Below are 18206 nucleotides of genomic sequence, written 5' to 3' on the forward strand. Positions count from 1 at the left end.
CCGCCGACAAGGCGGCGCGCTCCCGCGCCGTGCGCGGGCCTTGAACCAGTAGAGAGACTTTGAATCACGCTCATGCTGGTGGCTGTTGATGCTGCTCTTGCGCCTGGTCGCTGTCGGCTCGTGGTGTAGAACCCTGGGTATGGGGAGTGAACGGCGCGAGCGGATGAGGGTGCTTGGGGCACGTCTTCGGGCTCTGCGTGCGGAGGCTGGCCTGACGGGTGCTGCTCTGGCTCATCGGGCCGGCGTTGGTCAGCCGACGGTCTCCAAGGTGGAGACCGGGCGCATGGTTCCTAGCGTCGATGTGCTGGACCGGCTGTGCCGGGCGCTCAGCCTCGACGAGTCGGCGGCCCGGGAGGTCCGTGACCTGCTCGTCGCCGTTGAGTCTGCAATCGACACCGATTCCGAAGCGGCAGGGCTGCCCGCTGGGCTCGTCGTTGATGACGCGGTCCGCGGTGCTCGGTCGGTTCGGTCCTTCCAGTGCGTCGTTCTGCCTGGCCTGCTCCAGAGTGCGGAGTACGCCCGTCACGTCTTCGAGAGTGCGCCGGACTCGGCCCCTGCGGCGGTCGGTCGGGCTGTCGCTGCGCGTGTGGAGCGGCAGAGCGTGTTGTACGAGCCGGGGCGCGAGTCGGTGTTCGTGTTGACGGAAGCTGTGCTGCGGACCTGGCCGGGCACACCGGCGCTGATGCTCGCCCAGCTCGACCGGTTGCTCGCCGTCGAGAGCCTGAGCACTGTGCGGCTCGGTGTCGTCCCGTGGCGCCGCCCGGTGCCGCTTCTGCCTCGTCACGGATTCACGCTGTGCGACGAGCAGGCTGTCGTGATCGAGGCGTTCACCGGTGAGCGGGTGTCGGTCGACTCCGCCGAGGTGGCTGCGTACGAGGAGGCCTTCCACCGCTTCCAAGAGGCAGCCGTCTTTGGTGGCGAGGCGCGTGAGCTGTTGTTGCGGATGATGAAGGAGTTCCGTGAGCTCGATGACACGGTCACCCCTTAGAGGAATAATTCCTCTGCATGCCTAGCGTGCTGGCTTCCTGTGGGCATAGCCTGCCGTCGCGCTGTCTAGTCCCCTAGACGCAGACAAGGAGCTTGCCATGCGTACCAAGTGGTGCCGTGCCTTCCCGGGTCTGGCCGAACAAGTGGTCCAGGCCCGTCACTTCGTCGCTGCCTTAGTCGCCGAGAAGGGGCCGGTCGATGACGCCACCCTGGTTGTCAGCGAACTGGCCACCAACGCAGTACGTCACTCGCTGAGCGGTGCTGAGGGCGGCTGGTTCCTCGTGGTCGTGGGTTTCGGTGACGGCTTCGTCCGTATCGAGGTGGTCGACCAGGGTGGCGAACGGGTCCCGCACCTGTGTGATGTGACCAGCCAGGAAGAGGGCGGGCGTGGGCTGCTGCTGATCGCGGCCTGTGCGAAGGACTGGGGTGTGAAGAACTGGCCTGACGGGCGTTCTGTATGGGCGGAGCTGGCCTGGGAGGGTGCGTGATCGCGCGCCGCCCGCTGATGGGTGGCCGTTGCTGTGCCGGCGGTGACGGGTGACTCCTCGGGGTGTGCCTCGGCGGAGGTCGCGCTTCTTCGTCGTTGAAAGTCGTACGGGACGGCGCCTCCCGCCCATTCCGTCTAGGGCCCTAGACTCCTGGGTACTTCTGGGAGGTGTGGTCATGTCGGACGAGTTGCAGCGGATCATGGCGATCGATGATCCGTACCTGCTTCTGCGTGAGGTCACCACGAGGCTGGCCGCTGCGCAGCAGGAGGTGACCGAACTCGCCCGGCTCCGCCGCCGCGTGGTTCAGGACCTCCACGCGCAAGGAATGTCCTACGCGCAGATCGCCGAGAAGGCCGGCCTGAGCCGCGGGCGGATTCATCAGATCCGGCACACTGGCCCCGCGCCCGAGGGGGCCTTCCTTGGGACGGGTGCCGTCACGGTCGTGACGCCGCTGCGGTGGGACGACGCGAAGAAGCGCCCGGTCGTCGCGATGGCCGACATGAACTCCGGCAAGCGGCTGGAGGAGCTGGCGAAGTCGTATGGGCTAGACGTCAGCTCCGGCCACGTGCAGGTGAGCGGCGAGGTCGACCTCAACCGTGACGGCCTGGTCGTCGTCTGCGGGCCGGGCATGTCCCAGGCCATGCGCGACCTGTACGCCCAGGACCCGGTACTCGCCTGGGAACACCCGGAGGGTGAGCCCTGGGCACTGGCGGACCGGCGTACTGGCACGGCGTACCACGCAGGGGCAGACCTCGAGCCGAGCCGCCCGCACGACGTCGGATACCTGGGCCGACTGCCTCGCCCGGACGGCAACGGCTCGGTCCTCGCCATCGCTGGCATCCACACGGCAGGCTCCCTCGGCGTAGTCCACCTGCTCACCTCGGACCTCAGCATGCTGTGGGGACAGGTGGGGGAGCGGCACTTCTCCACGCTGGTGAGTGTCGAATACGACCCCGAGACCGAAGAGCCACAATCCGCCGAACTCCTCTGCCCCCTCTATCTGCACGACGAGGAGACGACGGCGTGAACGTCGCCCTCGGCACGCTGCCCGCCGAACCAGACCAGCAGAACGAGGACTTCGCGGCCACCGCTCCCGGTGCGGCCGTCCTCCTCGACGGTGCCGGCGTCGCAGGAGCCGAGACCGGCTGCGTGCACGGCATCGCGTGGTTCTCCTCGACCCTGGGCGGACTGCTGCTGGGCTACATCGCTGGAGATCCCGCCCGGCCCCTCGCCGACTGCCTCGCCGACGCGATCCGCGGCGTCCGGTCCCTGCACGAGGACACGTGCGACCTGACCTACCGGGCCAGCCCCACCAGCACAGTCGTCGCGGTCCGAGTCGGCGGGGGAGCGCTGGAGTACCTCGTCCTCGGCGACTCGACCCTCCTCCTCGCCGGTCAGGACGGGAAGACGACCGCTGTCACCGACGACCGCCTGGACCAGGTCGGAAAGCAACTCCGCGCGCCGGTCGACCGACTGCCCACCGGCACGCCCGAGCACGCTGCCGCCCTGGCCCAGTACCGCGAAGACCTGACGGGACTCCGTAACCGGCCGGGCGGCTTCTGGATCGCCGGCCCCGAACCACGGGCAGCCGAGCACGCCCTCACCGGAACGGTGCCGCTGGAGACGCTGGCGTCCGTGACCCTGCTGAGCGACGGCGCGACACGCCTCGTCGACCGGTTCGGCCTCGCCGACTGGACGAACGTGCTGGACGTGCTCGCGTCCGCCAGCCCGGACGAACTCATCCGCCGTGTACGGGAAGCGGAGAACAGCGATCCCGACGGGCAGCGATGGCCTCGCGGAAAGGCGAGGGACGACGCCACGGTTCTCCACTGGGTGCCCTCGTCGTAGCCGCACACCCAACCGTAAAATCGAACGCGTGAGCGACAAACCGTCCCGACTGGAGCTGCTGCGCTTCGCGCGCCGTGTGGTCGTGCAACAGGCGACGGCCGCCGTGCGCCAGCTCGACGGGTGGATCGCGGACGAGGAACGGCGCGAGGCCGAGCGGCGCCGAGGTGAGGAGATGCGGCCGCCGCCTCCGGACTGGCTGCTCCAGTACGGGCTCAACCGGAAGAACGTGGACGCCGTCCATGCCGGGGACTGCTGGGCAGCGACGAAGTCGGGCCGGTGTCGTCCCGCGTCCCGCGAGCAGGTGGTTGAAGCTCTTCAGCATGGCGTGCCGGCGTGCGTGCACTGCCGCCCGGATACTGCGCTGGGTCTGCTCGACAACCCGTGACAGTGGTGGTCTAAAAAGCGGGCGAGGGGCTCCCGAATGGCGTCACCGGCCGCTGCGAGATCGGGTGGTCCTATCGACGCTTGCGCGACACGCTCGTATACCCCCCTAGACAGTTGACGGGGCGTCGGTTTACGGTGTCGTCAACCCCCCTAGACAGTTGGGGTGGTCGCCTCCCTGTGCTGTCTAGGGGGGTATTCAACGCCTCGGCGTCCACGAGGCGCCCGAATCAAGTGAGGTTCAGAATGCGTGTCATCCCCGTGGACACCTCGTCCGCCACTCTGCTGGTCACCAAGCTCCCCGAGGTCAAGGTGAGGGACCGGCAGACCGGCGAGGTGGCCGTGGACCCGGTCACCAACGACCGGCTCATGGTCCTGGAGCTGGTGTTCATCGCCCAGGGCGGCTCGGACATGATCAAGGTCACCGTGCCCGAGAAGGGCATCGGCGAAGGACTGGTCATGGGCGCACCGGTGTTCCTGTCCGGTCTGATCGCGCGGCCCTGGGAGAGCGAGTTCGGCGGCCGTACTCGGCACGGCATCGCCTACCGGGCAGACGCCGTCATGGTCGGTACCCCGGCCGCGGTGCAGGGCTGACCGCCATGTCCGATGCCCTGTGGATTCTGCTGTTAGCGCTGCTGGTGGCGGCTGCGCTGGCCGTTGTGCGCCGTCGGCTGCCGGTCCTGTTCTGGTGGCTGGTCGGGTATCCGGCCGTGACGCTGCGGGTGCTCGCCACGTACCGGGCCACGATGGACGCCTGCGGCCTGACGGTGCCCGCCTCGCCCGTGCGCCGTGCAACAGCCCGGATGGTGGGGCGGCAGGCCGCTCCCGTGCCGCCTCGTCGGTCGCTGCCGCTGCCGACCGGGTCCGGAATCGTGATGCGGCTGCGTATGGCGGCCGGCCAGGCACCCGAGGACTTCAACGCTTCGGCTGACCGGCTACGGCACGCCTGGGGTGCGCACGCCGTGCACGTCCGGCCCACCAAACCGGGACGACTGGAGCTGCGGTTGGTCGGCTGGGACGTCCTCACTGATGTCCGGCCCCCTCGTCGGTGGCTGCGGACCGAACCGCTGACCCTGCCCCTGGCACTGCGCGAGGATGGACACTGGCACGTCCGGGACTTCCGCACCGTGCCGCACGAACTCATCCTCGGGGCCACGCAGTCGGGCAAGTCCGTGTACCTGCGCTACCTGCTCTGCGGGCTGGCCCGGCAACCCGTCGCACTCGTCGGCATCGACTGCAAGTGGGGCGTCGAACTGGCGCCGTTCGCGCCCCGGTTGTCGGCGCTCGCCGACACGCCGGACCGTGCTAACGACCTCCTTGACGTCCTGGTGGACGAGATGGAGGCACGCTTCCGCCTCATCGGCATGAGGGGCGGGGCCGGTCCGGATGCCGTGCTCACCTCGGACGTCTGGGGCCTGCCGGAGAAGGCGCGGCCGGTGCCGGTCGTGGTCGTCGTCGACGAGGTCGCTGAACTCTTCCTCGCCGCGAGCAAGGACGACGAGAAGCGGCGGGACGCCATGGTCACCAAGCTCATCCGCCTCGCCCAGCTCGGGCGCGCGGCCGGTATCTATCTGGAGGTGTGCGGGCAGCGCTTCGGCGCCGAACTCGGCAAGGGCGCCACCATGCTCCGCGCCCAGCTCACCGGTCGGGTCTGCCACCGCGTCAACGACGAGACGTCCGCCAACATGGCCCTCGGCGACATCGCACCGGAAGCGGCGCTGGCAGCCACCAGGATCCCGGCCGAACGACCCGGCGTCGCGGTCGTCGGTGACTCCTCCGGAGGCTGGTCCCGCGTCCGCTCACCCCACCTCACCCTCGAAAACGCGGCGGCCGTCTGCCGCGACACCTCGGGCCTGATTCCGGTACTGCCCCGCCTGGACACCTTCCGCCCCGTGGTGCCGCAGCCTTCCGCTGCTCCCGTCGTGCAGCCCGCCACGCGCCCCGTGACCGGGTAGCCGCACTTCCCCTCCAACGGTCGGCGTGACCGCCTCACGCGCCAAGTCCCTACCCCTGCCATGCCCCAACCGAAGGAGCCCGAGCCGATGCGTGCCCACCTGGCCCGCGTGGACGCCGTGATCGTGCAGGCCGTCATCGCCGGTGCCCTGTCCTTCTCCCACCTGCACGACGTCGCCGCGGCGGCCGGACAGGACGGCTGGAAGGCGTGGGCCTATCCCGTGAGTGTCGACCTGCTCCTGGTCGCCGCCTGGCGTCGGATGCGCCAGTCACAGCGAGCGGGCCAGGCGGCCGGCGGTCCGCGCCTGTGGTTCCTCGTAGCCCTGGCCGCGTCCCTCGGCGCCAACGTCGCCACGGCCGGCCTCCTCGACCTGGACGACGTACCCGCCTGGCTCCGCGTGATGGTCGCGGGCTGGCCCGCTGTCGCCTTCTTCGGCGGCACGTTGCTGGCTCACGCTCCGCACACCGCGGAAGAGCCCGCCGCCTCTCCTGCGACGGACGCCGCTACGGCTCCTGACGGCAGTTCGTCCGACGTGGAGGGGCCCGATCACAAGGTTCCGTACCCCGCCGACCCCGAACCGGCTCCCGAGCCTGCTGCCGCGCCGGCCACCGCTTCCGCCCCGGCGCCTGCTCCTGCAGTCGCCCTGCCGCCCGCCCTCGTCGACCGCGTCCGGGCCTTGGCCGAGGAACACCGCTCGGCCACCGGCCGCCCCGCCGACCCCGACGCCGTACGCACTCGGCTCGGCCTGCCCCCGTCCATGACCGCATCCGTCGCCGCACACCTCTGAGAGGAGCCCCACCGTGAACCGCCGTTTCCGCAACCTCCGACGCATCGGCCCCGTCAACGTCGCCTCCTACGTCGAACGCGGCCGGAACCGCCACCTGGCCGCCTGCACCGCGCCCCGCTGCGACTTCTCCACCGAGTACGACAGCCGCGCCGCCGCCGAACTCGCCGCCCGCACCCACCGCTGCCCGGCCTGACAGGAGACCACTCGACATGGACGTTCCGCTCTGGCTCGCCCTCCTCGTCGTCGGCGTCCTCGGCATCAAGCTCATCCGCCCGCCCTGGTGGCTTATCGCCGTACTGCTCCTCGGCGGCTACCTCCTCGCCGACAGCCTGCTCGCCCCCGTCATCGATCCCGCCCTCAAGTGACCTGCGAAGGGAGACCGCTCGTGTTCCGACCGAAGGTCCCGACCATGCCGCAGCCCACCGGCCTGACCACCCCGCCCGCTGTCGTCGAACCGACCACCATCACGCTGGACACTCCGGCCCCGCCGCCGGCACCCGCTACCCCGACCCCGGCCCGTCCGGCCGTCCAGGTCACGCCGGGCACCGTGCTTGCCCTGGTCGGCGGCGGCACCGCCTTGGTCCTGGTCGTCGGCGCCGTCTTGGTCTCCATGCTTCTCGCCGTCGCCCTTACCGCCGCATCCGTGGCCGTGTGTGCCCTCGCCGTCCGTTCCTGCATCGCCCGCCGCTGACACCGCCGACCCGACCTCCCGGCCTTCTCGCACTGTCTAGTCCCCTCGACAAAAGCAACTGCACACCCATCCCACGCAAGGAGGATCCCGCACATGACTCCTGCGGCTCCGACCGCAGCCATCCGCCAACTGGCAGCACTCGCCCGGCATGGCGACCTCAGCGGCTATGCCCACCAGATCCAGCGCCTCGGCGGCTGCGAGCAGCCCGTTCGGATGGAGGGCCACCGGCTCGACGTTCACGCCGTTACCGGGGAGATCGTCCGGGAAATCGCCGACCGCGACCTCCCGGCCGGACAGCTCCTCATCCGCTGCAACAACCGCCGCGCCACCCGGTGCGCCTCGTGCGCCGAGGTGTACCGCAAAGACACCTTCCACCTCGTCACGCCGGTCTGAGCGGCGGCAAAGGCATCGGCCCGGCCGTGGCCCAACACCCGCGCGTCTTCGCCACCTTCACCGCACCGTCCTTCGGCCCCGTGCACAACCGCCCCGGCGGCGGCCGGTGCCGCTGCGGACGCCTTCACCCGGGCGACGACCCCGCCCTCGGCACGCCCCTGGACCCGGACCAATACGACTACCGTGCGGCCGTCCTGTGGAACGCCCATGCGGGGAAGCTCTGGGGCCGCTTCACCACCTACCTGCGCCAGCACCTCGCCTCCCGCGCGGGCCTCAGCCGTTCGGCGCTGCGTCACTGCCTCAAGGTCTCCTACGCCAAGGTCGCCGAGTACCAGCGGCGCGGCGCTGTCCACTTCCACGCCGTCATCCGCCTCGACGGCCCGCATGGTGCCGAGGACACCCCGCCGGCCTGGGCCACGACCGAACTCCTCACCGAAGCGATCCGCTGGGCGGCCAGGGAAGCCGAGGCACCCGGTCCGGTCCTCGACAACCGCGCGTACACCTTCCGCTTCGGCGACCAGCTCGACATCCGCCCCATCCGCTCGGCCGACTTCGACGGCACCTCGGAACTGTCCAGCCGCGCGGTGGCCGCCTACATCGCCAAGTACGCCACCAAGGGAGCCGAGACGGCGGGCACCCTCGACCGGCCTATCCGCAACCCGATCACGGACCTGATCGGAGCCGATGTCACCGACCACGCCCGGCGCATGATCCTCACCTGCTGGCACCTCGGGGCGCTCCCCGAGCTGGAAGACCTGCGCCTACGCAAGTGGGCCCACATGCTCGGCTTCCGCGGCCACTTCTCCACCAAGTCCCGCGCCTACTCCGTCACCCTCGGCGCCCTCCGCCAGGAACGCGCCGACCACAACGAAGCCCTCACCCGCGAACGCGCGGCCGAGGCCGGCCACCCGCTGCCCGACCCGGACACCGTGCTCGTCCTCTCCCACTGGCGATTCGCCGGCACCGGACTGACCGCTGCAGAACACCTCATCGCTCACGGCATCCCTTCACCCGCAGCCCTGACAGATGACGACACGGAAGGAGAACCGGCGTGGACCACCGACGTGACGAATTGATGACCGTCCCGCAGATCCTCGCAGAGCTGGGTGGTGTATCCCGCCGTACTTTCTACCGGTGGCGAGAGCTGGGGCAGGGCCCCGCTGCGTTCAAGCTCCCCAACGGGGAGCTCCGGGTGTGGCGAAGTGACTTCACCGCCTGGCTGCGGCAGTTGGAGGCGGCAGCATGAAGTCTCTCGACGTAAAGGTGTGGGGTGTCCGGAAGAGGAACACCAAGAAGTCGTCCTATGACGTCCGGTGGACCGTTGCCGGGAACGTGTTCTCCGAAAAGTTCCGCACCAAAGGGCTTGCGGACCATTACCGTTCCAAGTTGCTTCGCGCTGCTCATGCCGGTGAAGAGTTTGGCACAGAGACAGGGCTGCCCGATTCGATGGTCGAAAAGGCAGCCTCGATGACCTGGTACGCCTTCGCTCTGAAGTACCTCGCCATGAAGTGGCCGCACGCCGCGCCGAACACGCGCAACGGGATCAATGAGGCTCTGACCGCCGTGACGATGGGCCTTCTTGACGAGCGTCCGGGACGGCCGTCCGAGGAACTGATCAGGAGGGCGCTTCGCAACTGGGCCTTCGTCCTTCCCGGACCGGACGAGCGCGAATTACCGACCGAGATCGCGAACACCCTGCACTGGGTGGCCAAGGCGTCGCGTCCGCTCTCGGACCTCGGTGACGCTGCGATCGGCAGGGCCGTCCTGGATTCGCTCAAGCTGAAGCTCGACGGGACGGCGGCAGCCGCGGAGACTGTCCGGCGCAAGCGTCGGACACTCGTCAACGCGCTGCACTATGCCGTGGACCTCGGGGAATTCAAAGAGAATCCGATCACGGGCATCCGCTGGAAGAAACCGAAGGTGGCCGGGGAAGTCGACCCCCGGGTGGTCGCCAATCCTGCGCAGGCCCGTTCCCTGCTGACTGCGGTCTCGTACGTCGGTGGGTACGGCCGGGCGCGTGGTCGCCGACTCGTCGGCCTGTTCGCCTGCATGTACTACGGCGCTTTGCGTCCGGCTGAGGCCGTCGGCCTCACCGATGCGGACCTGAAACTGCCTGAGACCGGCTGGGGGACGGTACTGCTGAACCGGACGCGTCCCAGCGTCGGAAAGCAGTGGACGGACTCCGGTGAGACCCACGACGACCGGGGCCTCAAGAACCGGCCGGCGGAAGAGGTCCGGCTCGTACCGATCCCGCCCCAGCTCGTCGCCATCCTCCGGCAGCACCTCGACACCTTCGGCACCGCCGAGGACGGGCGGCTGTTCACCAACGAACGCGGGGGAGTGGTCGGCTCCTCGACGTACTACCGAGTCTGGCAGGAGGCCCGTGCGCTGGCGCTTCCGCCGGCCGCGGTCGCCTCCCCGCTCGCTGCGCGCCCGTACGACCTCAGGCACTCGGCACTGTCGACCTGGCTCAACTCCGGGGTAGACCCGACGGAGGTCGCCGAGCGTGCGGGCAACAGCGTCGAGGTCCTGCTAAGCCGCTATGCCAAGTGCATCGACGGACGGCAGGAGATCGTCAACCGCAAGATCGAGGAGTTGTTGCGCGAATACGAGTAAGCACTGGCGTTGCTCGATTCCTAGGTCCCCGGATGACTCCGGGGACCTTCGCCTTTCTTGTGTCTCCACAGGATGCTGTAGACGCTTGCCTACGCGTTACCAGCTCTGGGCTGTGTTGAACGACCCTTCTCCCCACGCGCTCAGGCTGCGGCTTCGCCGGGGTATTCGTGCTCATCCTCGTCATCCGAGGAGCCGCCCCGCTCATAAGGCGCAACGGAAATGATGCGTCCGTCAGCAAGGGTCCTCTTGTGCCCGACGACCGAGTGTCTGACAGGGCCATTCCGCCGCTCGTCCGCGGCCGCAGATTCGGCGACCGGCTCGGAGTCCTCTGCGTCCTCGGCATCCTCGGAAGGGTTCTGTTCCATGGCGGTCCTGGAAACCACGACAGCGACGGCCAGAGCCATGCCGCCCAAGGCGGTGCCGGCGGCGAAGATCTTCCCCTTGTGCTTCCCGTACAGGTACTTCGTCTTCTCAACGAAGGATGTGGGCTCGTCGTTCTGGGGCGTGGAGTCATTCACGCGCACACATCTACCGGACCCATCCCTCACCTGTCAGGCAATCACCCGACATCGCCCGATCAAGCTCAGTAGCGAGGGCCTGGTCCGTGGTGGGTCCGTGACCTCGCTGGCCTTCTCAAGTGTCGGCTGAGCTGGGCAGACTCTCGAAGATCCTGTCCACGAATAGTCCACAGACCTCGGCATACGCCCGCTCCGGGCCGCACACGCCTGCACATACGCGAAGACCCCGCTCTCAGCGTTTCCGCTGGTGACGGGGTCTTTCGGCACCTCATACAGGGTGCCCCCGGCAGGATTCGAACCTGCGCACACGGCTCCGGAGGCCGTTGCTCTATCCCCTGAGCTACGGGGGCGTGTCGGTCGCGTTGCTCGCGGCGACGGGTAGAACACTACCAGCTCCGGTGGGGTGTTCATGAACGGGTTTTGCGGGGTGTGGCACCCCGTGCGAGCTGGGGTGGGTCACCCGCAGGGGGTGGAAGTCGGGAAAACCCGGACGCGGTGGCCGGTCCGGACCTACTCTCGAGTTGTGCCAGGCGCGTCCGGCCGGGTGCTTGTTGTGGACGACAACAAGGTCATCCGGCAGTTGATCAGGGTCAATCTCGAGCTGGAGGGCATCGAGGTCGTGACCGCGGCCGATGGTGCCGAGTGTCTTGATGTGGTCCATCAGGTGCGGCCCGATGTGATCACCCTCGATGTCGTCATGCCCCGCCTCGACGGGCTGCGCACCGCCGCGCAGCTCCGTGCCGACAGCCGTACGCGTGATCTTCCCCTCGCGATCATCAGCGGCTGTACGCAGTACGAGATCGAGAGCGGGCTCGACGTCGGCGTCGACGCCTTTCTGCCCAAGCCCTTCGAGCCCGCCGAACTCGTGAGTGTCGTGCGGCGGTTGCTGGAGGGGGAGCGCCGCGTCGGTGGGGGACTGGGAGCCGGGGTCAGGGTTTAGGGCGGGCCAGCGGGCCCTGGGGGGCCTTCCGTGTGGGGCCGGGTCACACCCAGCGGCCCGTACAAACCCGGTCGCATACCCACCCCCCTCCTCCCATACGCTTGACCCGTGACCCCCGTCGAGTTCTCCCGTACCGTGCTGGGCGCGGTGCGTCGTGCTGTCGACGACGGGGTGCTGGACGTCGCCGTGCCGGAGCGCGTCAAGGTCACCGCTCCCGGCCCCGGTGGCTGTGGCGACTACGCCACCAACATCGCCCTCCAGCTCGCCCGGCCCGCCGGGCAGCCCCCGCTCCACGTGGCCGAGATCCTGCGCACCCGGCTCGCCGCCAGTGACGGTGTGCGGGACGTCGTCGTCACCGGGCCCGGGTTCCTCAACATCACCCTCGGCGGCGCGGCCGGCGTCGATCTCGTCGCCGAGATCCTGCGGCGCGGCCCCCGGTACGGGTTCGTCGACGAGCCCAGCGGTGAGGTCGCGCACCTGCGCGCCCCGTGCGAGGTCCGTGCCGTCGTCGTCATGGATGTCGTCGGTCGGTTGTTGCGGTCCCAGGGGGTGGGCGTGCGCACCAGCTGCGAGGGCGGTGTGCTCGAGGGGGAGTGGATCACCGTACTCGGGGTGCCGGGCTGTGGGGACGAGGGAGTTCCGGGTCCGGCGGCCTCCTCGGCGGGCCACGTCATTCAGCCTGTTCCCGCTCCGGCCTCCCCTCTCCACCTCGGTCGTGACGCCGGGCGGTGGGCGTTGCTTCACCCCGCCGGGCACGACCGGCCCCGTATCTCCGACGAGCATCTCGTCCAGCGTGAGGGCAACCCCCTCTTCCGCGTCCGTTACGCGCACGCCCGCATCCGGGCCCTCAGCCGTAACGCCGCCGACCTGGGATTCCGCGCCGAGCCAGGCCCGATCGAGCCCGACGGCGACCCAGCTCACCCTGCCGGTGCGCCCGCCCATCCCACCGGCGCCCCCACCCCAAGGAACCCCCAGGCGGCCACCCCCCACCCCCTCCTCCACCCCCTGGCCGACCACCCCCGCGTGCTCGCCCAGGCCGCCGCGCACCGCGCTCCCGATCGACTTGCCCGGCACCTCGTCACCGTCGCCGATGCCGTGCTGCCCCTGCTGCCCGCGGTGCTGCCGCGCGGGGCGGAGAAACCCTCGGCCACCCACCGCGCCCGGCTCGCGCTCGCCGAAGCCGCCGGGGCGGTGCTGGCCGGTGGCCTGTCCCTGCTCGGCATCGACGCACCCGAACATCTCTGAGGAAGCCGACAAGAGTCATGAGCCGTTCCGCACATCCCGCCGGGCCCCGTCACGCCGACGTCCTCCCCGAGGGGCACTACTCGGCCCCGCCCGCGGACCTGAACGCCCTCGATCCCAAGGTGTGGGCCCGGACCGTCGACCGGGGCGCCGACGGAGTCGTCACCGTCGGCGGGGTCGACGTGAAGACCCTGGCCGAACAGCACGGCACCCCCGCCTATGTCCTCGACGAGAGCGACTTCCGGGCCCGGGCCCGCGCCTGGCGCGACGCCTTCGGGACCGACGCCGACGTCTTCTACGCGGGCAAGGCGTTCCTGTCCCGTGCCGTCGTGCGCTGGCTGCACGAGGAGGGGCTCAACCTCGACGTCTGCTCCGGCGGCGAGCTCACCACCGCGCTCTCCGCCGGGATGCCCGCCGAGCGGATCGCCTTCCACGGCAACAACAAGTCCGTCGCCGAGATCCGCCGGGCCGTCGAGGCGGGGGTCGGGCGGATCGTGCTCGACTCGTTCCAGGAGATCGTCCGGGTCGCTCATATCGCCCGGGAGCTCGGTACGCGGCAGCGTGTGCAGATCCGCATCACCGTCGGCGTCGAGGCGCACACCCACGAGTTCATCGCCACCGCCCACGAGGACCAGAAGTTCGGCATCCCGCTCGCCGGCGGGCAGGCCGCCGAGGCCGTGCGGCGCGCGCTGCAGCTCGACGGGCTCGACGTCATCGGCATCCACTCCCACATCGGGTCGCAGATCTTCGACATGTCCGGGTTCGAGGTCGCCGCGCACCGCGTGGTCGGGCTGCTGAAGGACATCCGTGACGAGCACGGCGTCGAGCTTCCCGAGATCGACCTCGGCGGCGGGCTCGGGATCGCGTACACGAGTGACGACGATCCCCGTGAACCCCACGAGATCGCCAAGGCGCTCACCGAGATCGTCACCCGGGAGTGTGAGGCCGCGAAGCTGCGCACGCCGCGGATCAGCGTGGAGCCGGGGCGCGCCATCGTCGGGCCGACCGCGTTCACGCTCTACGAGGTCGGGACCATCAAGCCGCTCGACGGGCTGCGCACGTACGTCTCCGTCGACGGCGGGATGTCGGACAACATCCGCACCGCCCTGTACGACGCCGAGTACAGCGTCGCCCTCGTCTCCCGCTTCTCCGACGCCGAGCCCATGCTCGCGCGCGTCGTCGGCAAGCACTGTGAGAGCGGGGACATCGTGGTCAAGGACGCGTTCCTGCCGGCCGACCTGGCACCGGGCGACCTCATCGCCGTACCGGCGACGGGCGCCTACTGCCGTTCCATGGCCAGCAACTACAACCACGTGCTGCGGCCGCCGGTCGTCGCCGTGCGGGACGGCGGGTCCCGGGAAATCGTCCGACGAGAGACCGAAGAGGATCTTCTTCGGCTCGACGTCGGCTGACCCGCGGGCCGGAGCACGGCAACGGCCAAGACACCGGGGTGGAAGATCTCTCGTCTCCCACCCCGGTACAAATGAAATAGATGTCTCACGATCCGGACGAAGGGCAGAAACTCCCGTCCGGTGAGTGAGACTGGTGCAACCGTAGACGGTATGAGGAAACGAGGTCGGATGATGCGTACGCGTCCGCTGAAGGTGGCGCTGCTGGGCTGTGGAGTGGTCGGCTCAGAGGTGGCGCGCATCATGACGACGCACGCCGACGACCTCGCCGCCCGCATCGGTGCCCCGGTGGAGCTCGCGGGCGTGGCCGTACGGCGTCCCGGCAAGGTGCGCGAGGGCATCGACCCGGCCCTCGTCACCACCGACGCCACCGCCCTCGTCAAGCGCGGTGACATCGACGTCGTCGTCGAGGTCATCGGCGGCATCGAGCCGGCCCGCGCGCTCATCACCACCGCCTTCGAGCACGGCGCCTCCGTCGTCTCCGCCAACAAGGCGCTCCTCGCCCAGGACGGCGCGGCCCTGCACGCCGCCGCCGAGAAGCACGGCAAGGACCTCTACTACGAGGCCGCCGTCGCCGGTGCCATCCCGCTGATCCGTCCGCTGCGCGAGTCCCTCGCCGGGGACAAGGTCAACCGGGTGCTCGGCATCGTCAATGGGACGACGAACTTCATCCTCGACAAGATGGACTCGACCGGGGCCGGGTATCAGGAGGCCCTCGACGAGGCCACCGCCCTGGGGTACGCGGAAGCCGATCCGACCGCCGATGTCGAGGGGTTCGACGCGGCCGCCAAGGCCGCCATCCTCGCCGGGATCGCCTTCCACACGCGCGTGCGTCTCGACGACGTCTACCGCGAGGGCATGACCGAGGTGACCGCGGCCGACTTCGCCTCCGCCAAGGAGATGGGCTGCACCATCAAGCTGCTCGCCATCTGCGAGCGGGCCGCGGACGGCGGGTCCGTCACCGCGCGCGTGCACCCCGCCATGATCCCGCTGACCCATCCGCTGGCCTCCGTGCGCGGCGCGTACAACGCCGTGTTCGTGGAGTCCGACGCCAGTGGGCAGCTGATGTTCTACGGCCCCGGCGCGGGCGGCTCCCCGACCGCGTCCGCCGTGCTCGGCGACCTCGTCGCCGTCTGCCGCAACCGGCTCAACGGCGCGACCGGTCCCGGCGAATCCGCGTACGCCGCCCTTCCCGTCTCCGGGATGGGCGAGGTCGTCACGCGGTACCACATCAGCCTTGACGTGGCGGACAAACCGGGTGTTCTCGCTCAGGTCGCGACCGTGTTCGCGGAGCACGGCGTGTCCATCGACACCGTCCGCCAGCAAGGCAAGGACGGCGAGGCCTCCCTCGTCGTCGTCACCCACCGTGCGTCCGACGCGGCCCTCGTCGGGACCGTCGAGGCGTTGCGCAAGCTCGACACCGTGCGGGGTGTCGCCAGCATCATGCGGGTTGAAGGAGAGTAACCAGCAATGACCCACCAGTGGCGCGGAATCATCGAGGAGTACCGGGACCGGCTGCCCGTCTCCGACACCACGCCGGTCGTGACGCTCCGTGAGGGCGGCACGCCCCTCGTGCCCGCGCAGGTGCTCTCCGAGCGCACGGGCTGCGAGGTCCACCTCAAGGTGGAGGGCGCCAACCCGACCGGGTCCTTCAAGGACCGCGGTATGACCATGGCCATCACGCGGGCCAAGGAGGAGGGCGCCAAGGCGGTCATCTGCGCCTCCACCGGCAATACGTCGGCGAGCGCCGCCGCCTACGCCGTGCGCGCCGGCATGGTGTCCGCCGTGCTGGTGCCGCAGGGCAAGATCGCGCTCGGCAAGATGGGCCAGGCCCTCGTGCACGGCGCGAAGATCCTCCAGGTCGACGGCAACTTCGACGACTGCCTCACGCTCGCCCGCGACCTGAGCGACAACTACCCGGTGTCGCTGGTCAATTCGGTCAACCCGGTACGCATCGAGGGGCAGAAGACGGCCGCCTTCGAGATCGTGGACATGCTCGGCGACGCCCCCGACATCCACGTCCTGCCGGTGGGCAACGCGGGCAACATCACCGCGTACTGGAAGGGGTACCGGGAGTACGCCGCCGACGGCTTGGCGACCCGCACCCCCCGTATGTGGGGCTTCCAGGCGTCCGGCTCCGCGCCCATCGTGCGCGGCGAGGTCGTCAAGGACCCCTCGACCATCGCCACCGCCATCCGTATCGGCAACCCGGCCTCCTGGGACTTCGCCCTCGCGGCGCGGGACGAGTCGGGCGGCTTCATCGACGAGGTGACGGACCGTGAGATCCTGCGCGCCTACCGGCTGTTGGCCGCTCAGGAGGGCGTCTTCGTGGAGCCCGCGTCCGCCGCGTCGGTCGCCGGTCTGCTGAAGGCGGCCGAGCAGGGCAAGGTCGACCCGGGGCAGCGCATCGTGTGCACCGTGACCGGCAACGGTCTGAAGGACCCCGACTGGGCCGTCGCCGGCGCCCCGCAGCCGGTCACCGTCCCGGTCGACGCGGCCACCGCGGCGGAGCGGCTCGGGCTGGCGTAAACGCCGCCGGACGGGCGGAGGGCGCCACCGCCGAGGCAGTGGCGCCACACCCCGTCGTACGGGTCCGCGTGGCGTGTTCGGACGGCGCCCACCTGGGGAAGTCCCTGAGTGGGGGGTGCACAGGGGACATACGACACGCATCGTGCGCCTCCTGTGCGCCCTATGTCGCCACAGAACCTGTCTTCGATAGGCTGTACTGAACCCGCCCGCCGCATATGCCTCCGCAGGGCGCGGTGCCGCGTCGTCTCCGCGGCCCGGCACGCGGCCCCCTGGGTTCTCGTACGGCATCGAAGTGTCTTCGACAATCACGCAGCTCAAGGAGAGTCATCGAGCGATGGCCGGTCCAGCGTTCCGCGCCGCCGCCGTCCGGGTGCGCGTCCCCGCCACCAGCGCCAATCTCGGCCCGGGCTTCGACGCCCTCGGCCTGTCGCTGGGGCTCTACGACGACGTCGTCGTCCGGGTGGCCGACTCCGGGCTGCACATCGACATCGCGGGTGAGGGCAGCGAGACGCTGCCCCGCGACGAGAAGCACCTCCTCGTACGGTCCCTGCGCACCGCCTTCGACCTCCTGGGCGGCCAGCCGCGCGGCCTCGAGATCGTCTGCGCCAACCGCATCCCGCACGGCCGCGGCCTCGGCTCCTCCTCCGCCGCCATCTGCGCCGGCATCGTCGCCGCCCGGGCCGTGACGATAGGCGGCGAGGCCCGCCTCGACGACACCGCGCTCCTGGAGCTCGCGACCGAGATCGAGGGCCACCCCGACAACGTCGCGGCCTGTCTGCTCGGCGGATTCACGCTCTCCTGGATGGAGGCCGGCGCCGCCCGCGCCATCAGGATGGATCCGGCCGATTCCATCGTTCCGGTGGTTTTCGTCCCCGGGAAGCCGGTCCTCACCGAGACCGCGCGCGGCCTGCTCCCGCGTACCGTCCCGCACGTCGACGCCGCCGCCAACGCGGGCCGTGCCGCCCTGCTCGTCGAGGCCCTGACCAGGCGCCCCGAGCTGCTGCTGCCCGCCACCGAGGACCGTCTCCACCAGGAGTACCGCGCGCCGGCCATGCCGGAGAGCGCGGCCCTCGTGGAGCGGCTGCGAGCCGACGGAGTGCCCGCGGTGATCTCGGGCGCGGGCCCGACCGTCCTGGCGCTGGCCGACGAGGCCACCGCCGACAAGGTCGCGCATCTGGCAGGCGAGGGATGGGCCGCGAACCGGCTCGAACTCGACGCTCAAGGCGCGTGCGTACTGCCGCTCGCGCCGTCCGGTGACATCTGAAAGCGCGCGGTTGCCGGATTTCGAGAGGGGGAATGTTTGTTGGATCCGGTAGTGTTAACCTCAAGTCTGCACCCGACCCCACCATGGCGAGGTGCTTCGTGTCCCCGTCCGGGACAGACATTCTTCCGGGAGCCTCCCAAGTCGCACTGCGTTCCGTAC

The 18206-nt window shown here is 69.9% G+C and carries 20 protein-coding genes, 1 tRNA gene and 1 pseudogene; 20 read left to right on the forward strand and 2 right to left on the reverse strand.

The annotated features are described in order from the left end of the window. The first annotated feature begins 139 nt into the window (after positions 1 to 139). From KBY32_RS04630 to KBY32_RS04695, 14 genes and pseudogenes are all read left to right on the forward strand, one after another. On the forward strand, positions 140 to 988 hold the full coding sequence (locus KBY32_RS04630) for a helix-turn-helix transcriptional regulator (protein WP_210979162.1): 849 nt from the start codon (positions 140 to 142) through the stop codon (positions 986 to 988). A 97-nt stretch (positions 989 to 1085) separates the two neighbouring features. After that, complete coding sequence (locus KBY32_RS04635) at positions 1086 to 1475, forward strand: ATP-binding protein (RefSeq protein WP_006134834.1); 390 nt, start codon at positions 1086 to 1088, stop codon at positions 1473 to 1475. 175 nt (positions 1476 to 1650) lie between these two features. After that, on the forward strand, positions 1651 to 2502 hold the full coding sequence (locus KBY32_RS04640) for a sigma factor-like helix-turn-helix DNA-binding protein (RefSeq protein WP_210979163.1): 852 nt from the start codon (positions 1651 to 1653) through the stop codon (positions 2500 to 2502). Further along, a complete protein-coding gene (locus tag KBY32_RS04645) occupies positions 2499 to 3323 on the forward strand; it encodes a protein phosphatase 2C domain-containing protein (RefSeq protein ID WP_210978981.1) in 825 nt (274 codons plus the stop codon). Before KBY32_RS04640 ends, KBY32_RS04645 begins: the two co-directional genes overlap by 4 nt. Before the next feature lie 28 nt (positions 3324 to 3351). Continuing rightward, on the forward strand, positions 3352 to 3708 hold the full coding sequence (locus KBY32_RS04650) for a DUF6233 domain-containing protein (protein ID WP_210978982.1): 357 nt from the start codon (positions 3352 to 3354) through the stop codon (positions 3706 to 3708). A gap of 242 nt (positions 3709 to 3950) precedes the next feature. Continuing rightward, a complete protein-coding gene (locus tag KBY32_RS04655; protein WP_210978983.1) occupies positions 3951 to 4298 on the forward strand; it encodes a hypothetical protein in 348 nt (115 codons plus the stop codon). Positions 4299 to 4303: 5 nt separating this feature from the next. Next, on the forward strand, positions 4304 to 5659 hold the full coding sequence (locus KBY32_RS04660) for an FtsK/SpoIIIE domain-containing protein (protein ID WP_210978984.1): 1356 nt from the start codon (positions 4304 to 4306) through the stop codon (positions 5657 to 5659). Positions 5660 to 5746: 87 nt separating this feature from the next. After that, positions 5747 to 6445, forward strand: a complete 699-nt coding sequence (locus KBY32_RS04665) for a DUF2637 domain-containing protein (RefSeq protein WP_210978985.1) — start codon at positions 5747 to 5749, stop codon at positions 6443 to 6445. 13 nt (positions 6446 to 6458) lie between these two features. Beyond that, complete coding sequence (locus tag KBY32_RS04670) at positions 6459 to 6638, forward strand: mobile element transfer protein (protein WP_161107971.1); 180 nt, start codon at positions 6459 to 6461, stop codon at positions 6636 to 6638. Positions 6639 to 6654: 16 nt separating this feature from the next. After that, a complete protein-coding gene (locus KBY32_RS04675; RefSeq protein ID WP_103543452.1) occupies positions 6655 to 6810 on the forward strand; it encodes a hypothetical protein in 156 nt (51 codons plus the stop codon). A 20-nt stretch (positions 6811 to 6830) separates the two neighbouring features. Continuing rightward, the gene (locus KBY32_RS04680) at positions 6831 to 7136 is read left to right on the forward strand and encodes a SpdD-like protein (protein WP_210978986.1); all 306 of its coding nucleotides are present in this window, start codon (positions 6831 to 6833) and stop codon (positions 7134 to 7136) included. A gap of 93 nt (positions 7137 to 7229) precedes the next feature. Continuing rightward, positions 7230 to 8605: pseudogene (locus KBY32_RS04685) on the forward strand (replication initiator). After that, a complete protein-coding gene (locus KBY32_RS04690) occupies positions 8605 to 8775 on the forward strand; it encodes an AlpA family transcriptional regulator (protein ID WP_006134823.1) in 171 nt (56 codons plus the stop codon). Before KBY32_RS04685 ends, KBY32_RS04690 begins: the two are co-directional and overlap by 1 nt. Continuing rightward, positions 8772 to 10145, forward strand: coding sequence for a tyrosine-type recombinase/integrase (locus KBY32_RS04695; RefSeq protein WP_210978987.1), 1374 nt, complete (start codon positions 8772 to 8774; stop codon positions 10143 to 10145). The genes KBY32_RS04690 and KBY32_RS04695 overlap by 4 nt, the downstream gene beginning before the upstream one ends. A 140-nt stretch (positions 10146 to 10285) precedes the next feature. Here KBY32_RS04695 and KBY32_RS04700 read toward each other — a convergent pair whose 3' ends face one another. Both KBY32_RS04700 and KBY32_RS04705 read right to left on the reverse strand, forming a co-directional pair. Beyond that, a complete protein-coding gene (locus tag KBY32_RS04700) occupies positions 10286 to 10663 on the reverse strand; it encodes a hypothetical protein (RefSeq protein ID WP_210978988.1) in 378 nt (125 codons plus the stop codon). 278 nt (positions 10664 to 10941) lie between these two features. Next, positions 10942 to 11013: transfer RNA gene (locus tag KBY32_RS04705), tRNA-Arg, on the reverse strand. Positions 11014 to 11072: 59 nt separating this feature from the next. Here KBY32_RS04705 and KBY32_RS04710 point away from each other — a divergent pair. The 6 genes from KBY32_RS04710 (at position 11073) to thrB (ending at position 18047) form a co-directional block, all read left to right on the forward strand. After that, entirely contained in the window at positions 11073 to 11603 is a 531-nt protein-coding gene (locus KBY32_RS04710) for a response regulator (protein WP_108710832.1), read from the forward strand. A 108-nt stretch (positions 11604 to 11711) separates the two neighbouring features. After that, a complete protein-coding gene (gene nrtL / locus KBY32_RS04715; RefSeq protein WP_210978989.1) occupies positions 11712 to 12848 on the forward strand; it encodes an ArgS-related anticodon-binding protein NrtL in 1137 nt (378 codons plus the stop codon). A 17-nt stretch (positions 12849 to 12865) separates the two neighbouring features. Continuing rightward, entirely contained in the window at positions 12866 to 14257 is a 1392-nt protein-coding gene (lysA, locus tag KBY32_RS04720) for a diaminopimelate decarboxylase (RefSeq protein WP_210978990.1), read from the forward strand. Between the two features lie 168 nt (positions 14258 to 14425). Then, complete coding sequence (locus KBY32_RS04725) at positions 14426 to 15718, forward strand: homoserine dehydrogenase (RefSeq protein WP_063885519.1); 1293 nt, start codon at positions 14426 to 14428, stop codon at positions 15716 to 15718. 6 nt (positions 15719 to 15724) lie between these two features. Next, positions 15725 to 16783 carry a threonine synthase gene (thrC, locus tag KBY32_RS04730; RefSeq protein WP_055625162.1) on the forward strand — a complete coding sequence of 353 codons (1059 nt, stop codon included), beginning with the start codon at positions 15725 to 15727 and terminating at the stop codon, positions 16781 to 16783. 334 nt (positions 16784 to 17117) lie between these two features. Then, on the forward strand, positions 17118 to 18047 hold the full coding sequence (thrB, locus tag KBY32_RS04735; RefSeq protein WP_055625163.1) for a homoserine kinase: 930 nt from the start codon (positions 17118 to 17120) through the stop codon (positions 18045 to 18047). The last annotated feature ends 159 nt before the right edge of the window (positions 18048 to 18206 follow it).

It is taken from the genome of Streptomyces sp. RK62, from assembly GCF_018070255.1.
GTDB classification, from domain to species: domain Bacteria; phylum Actinomycetota; class Actinomycetes; order Streptomycetales; family Streptomycetaceae; genus Streptomyces; species Streptomyces nigra.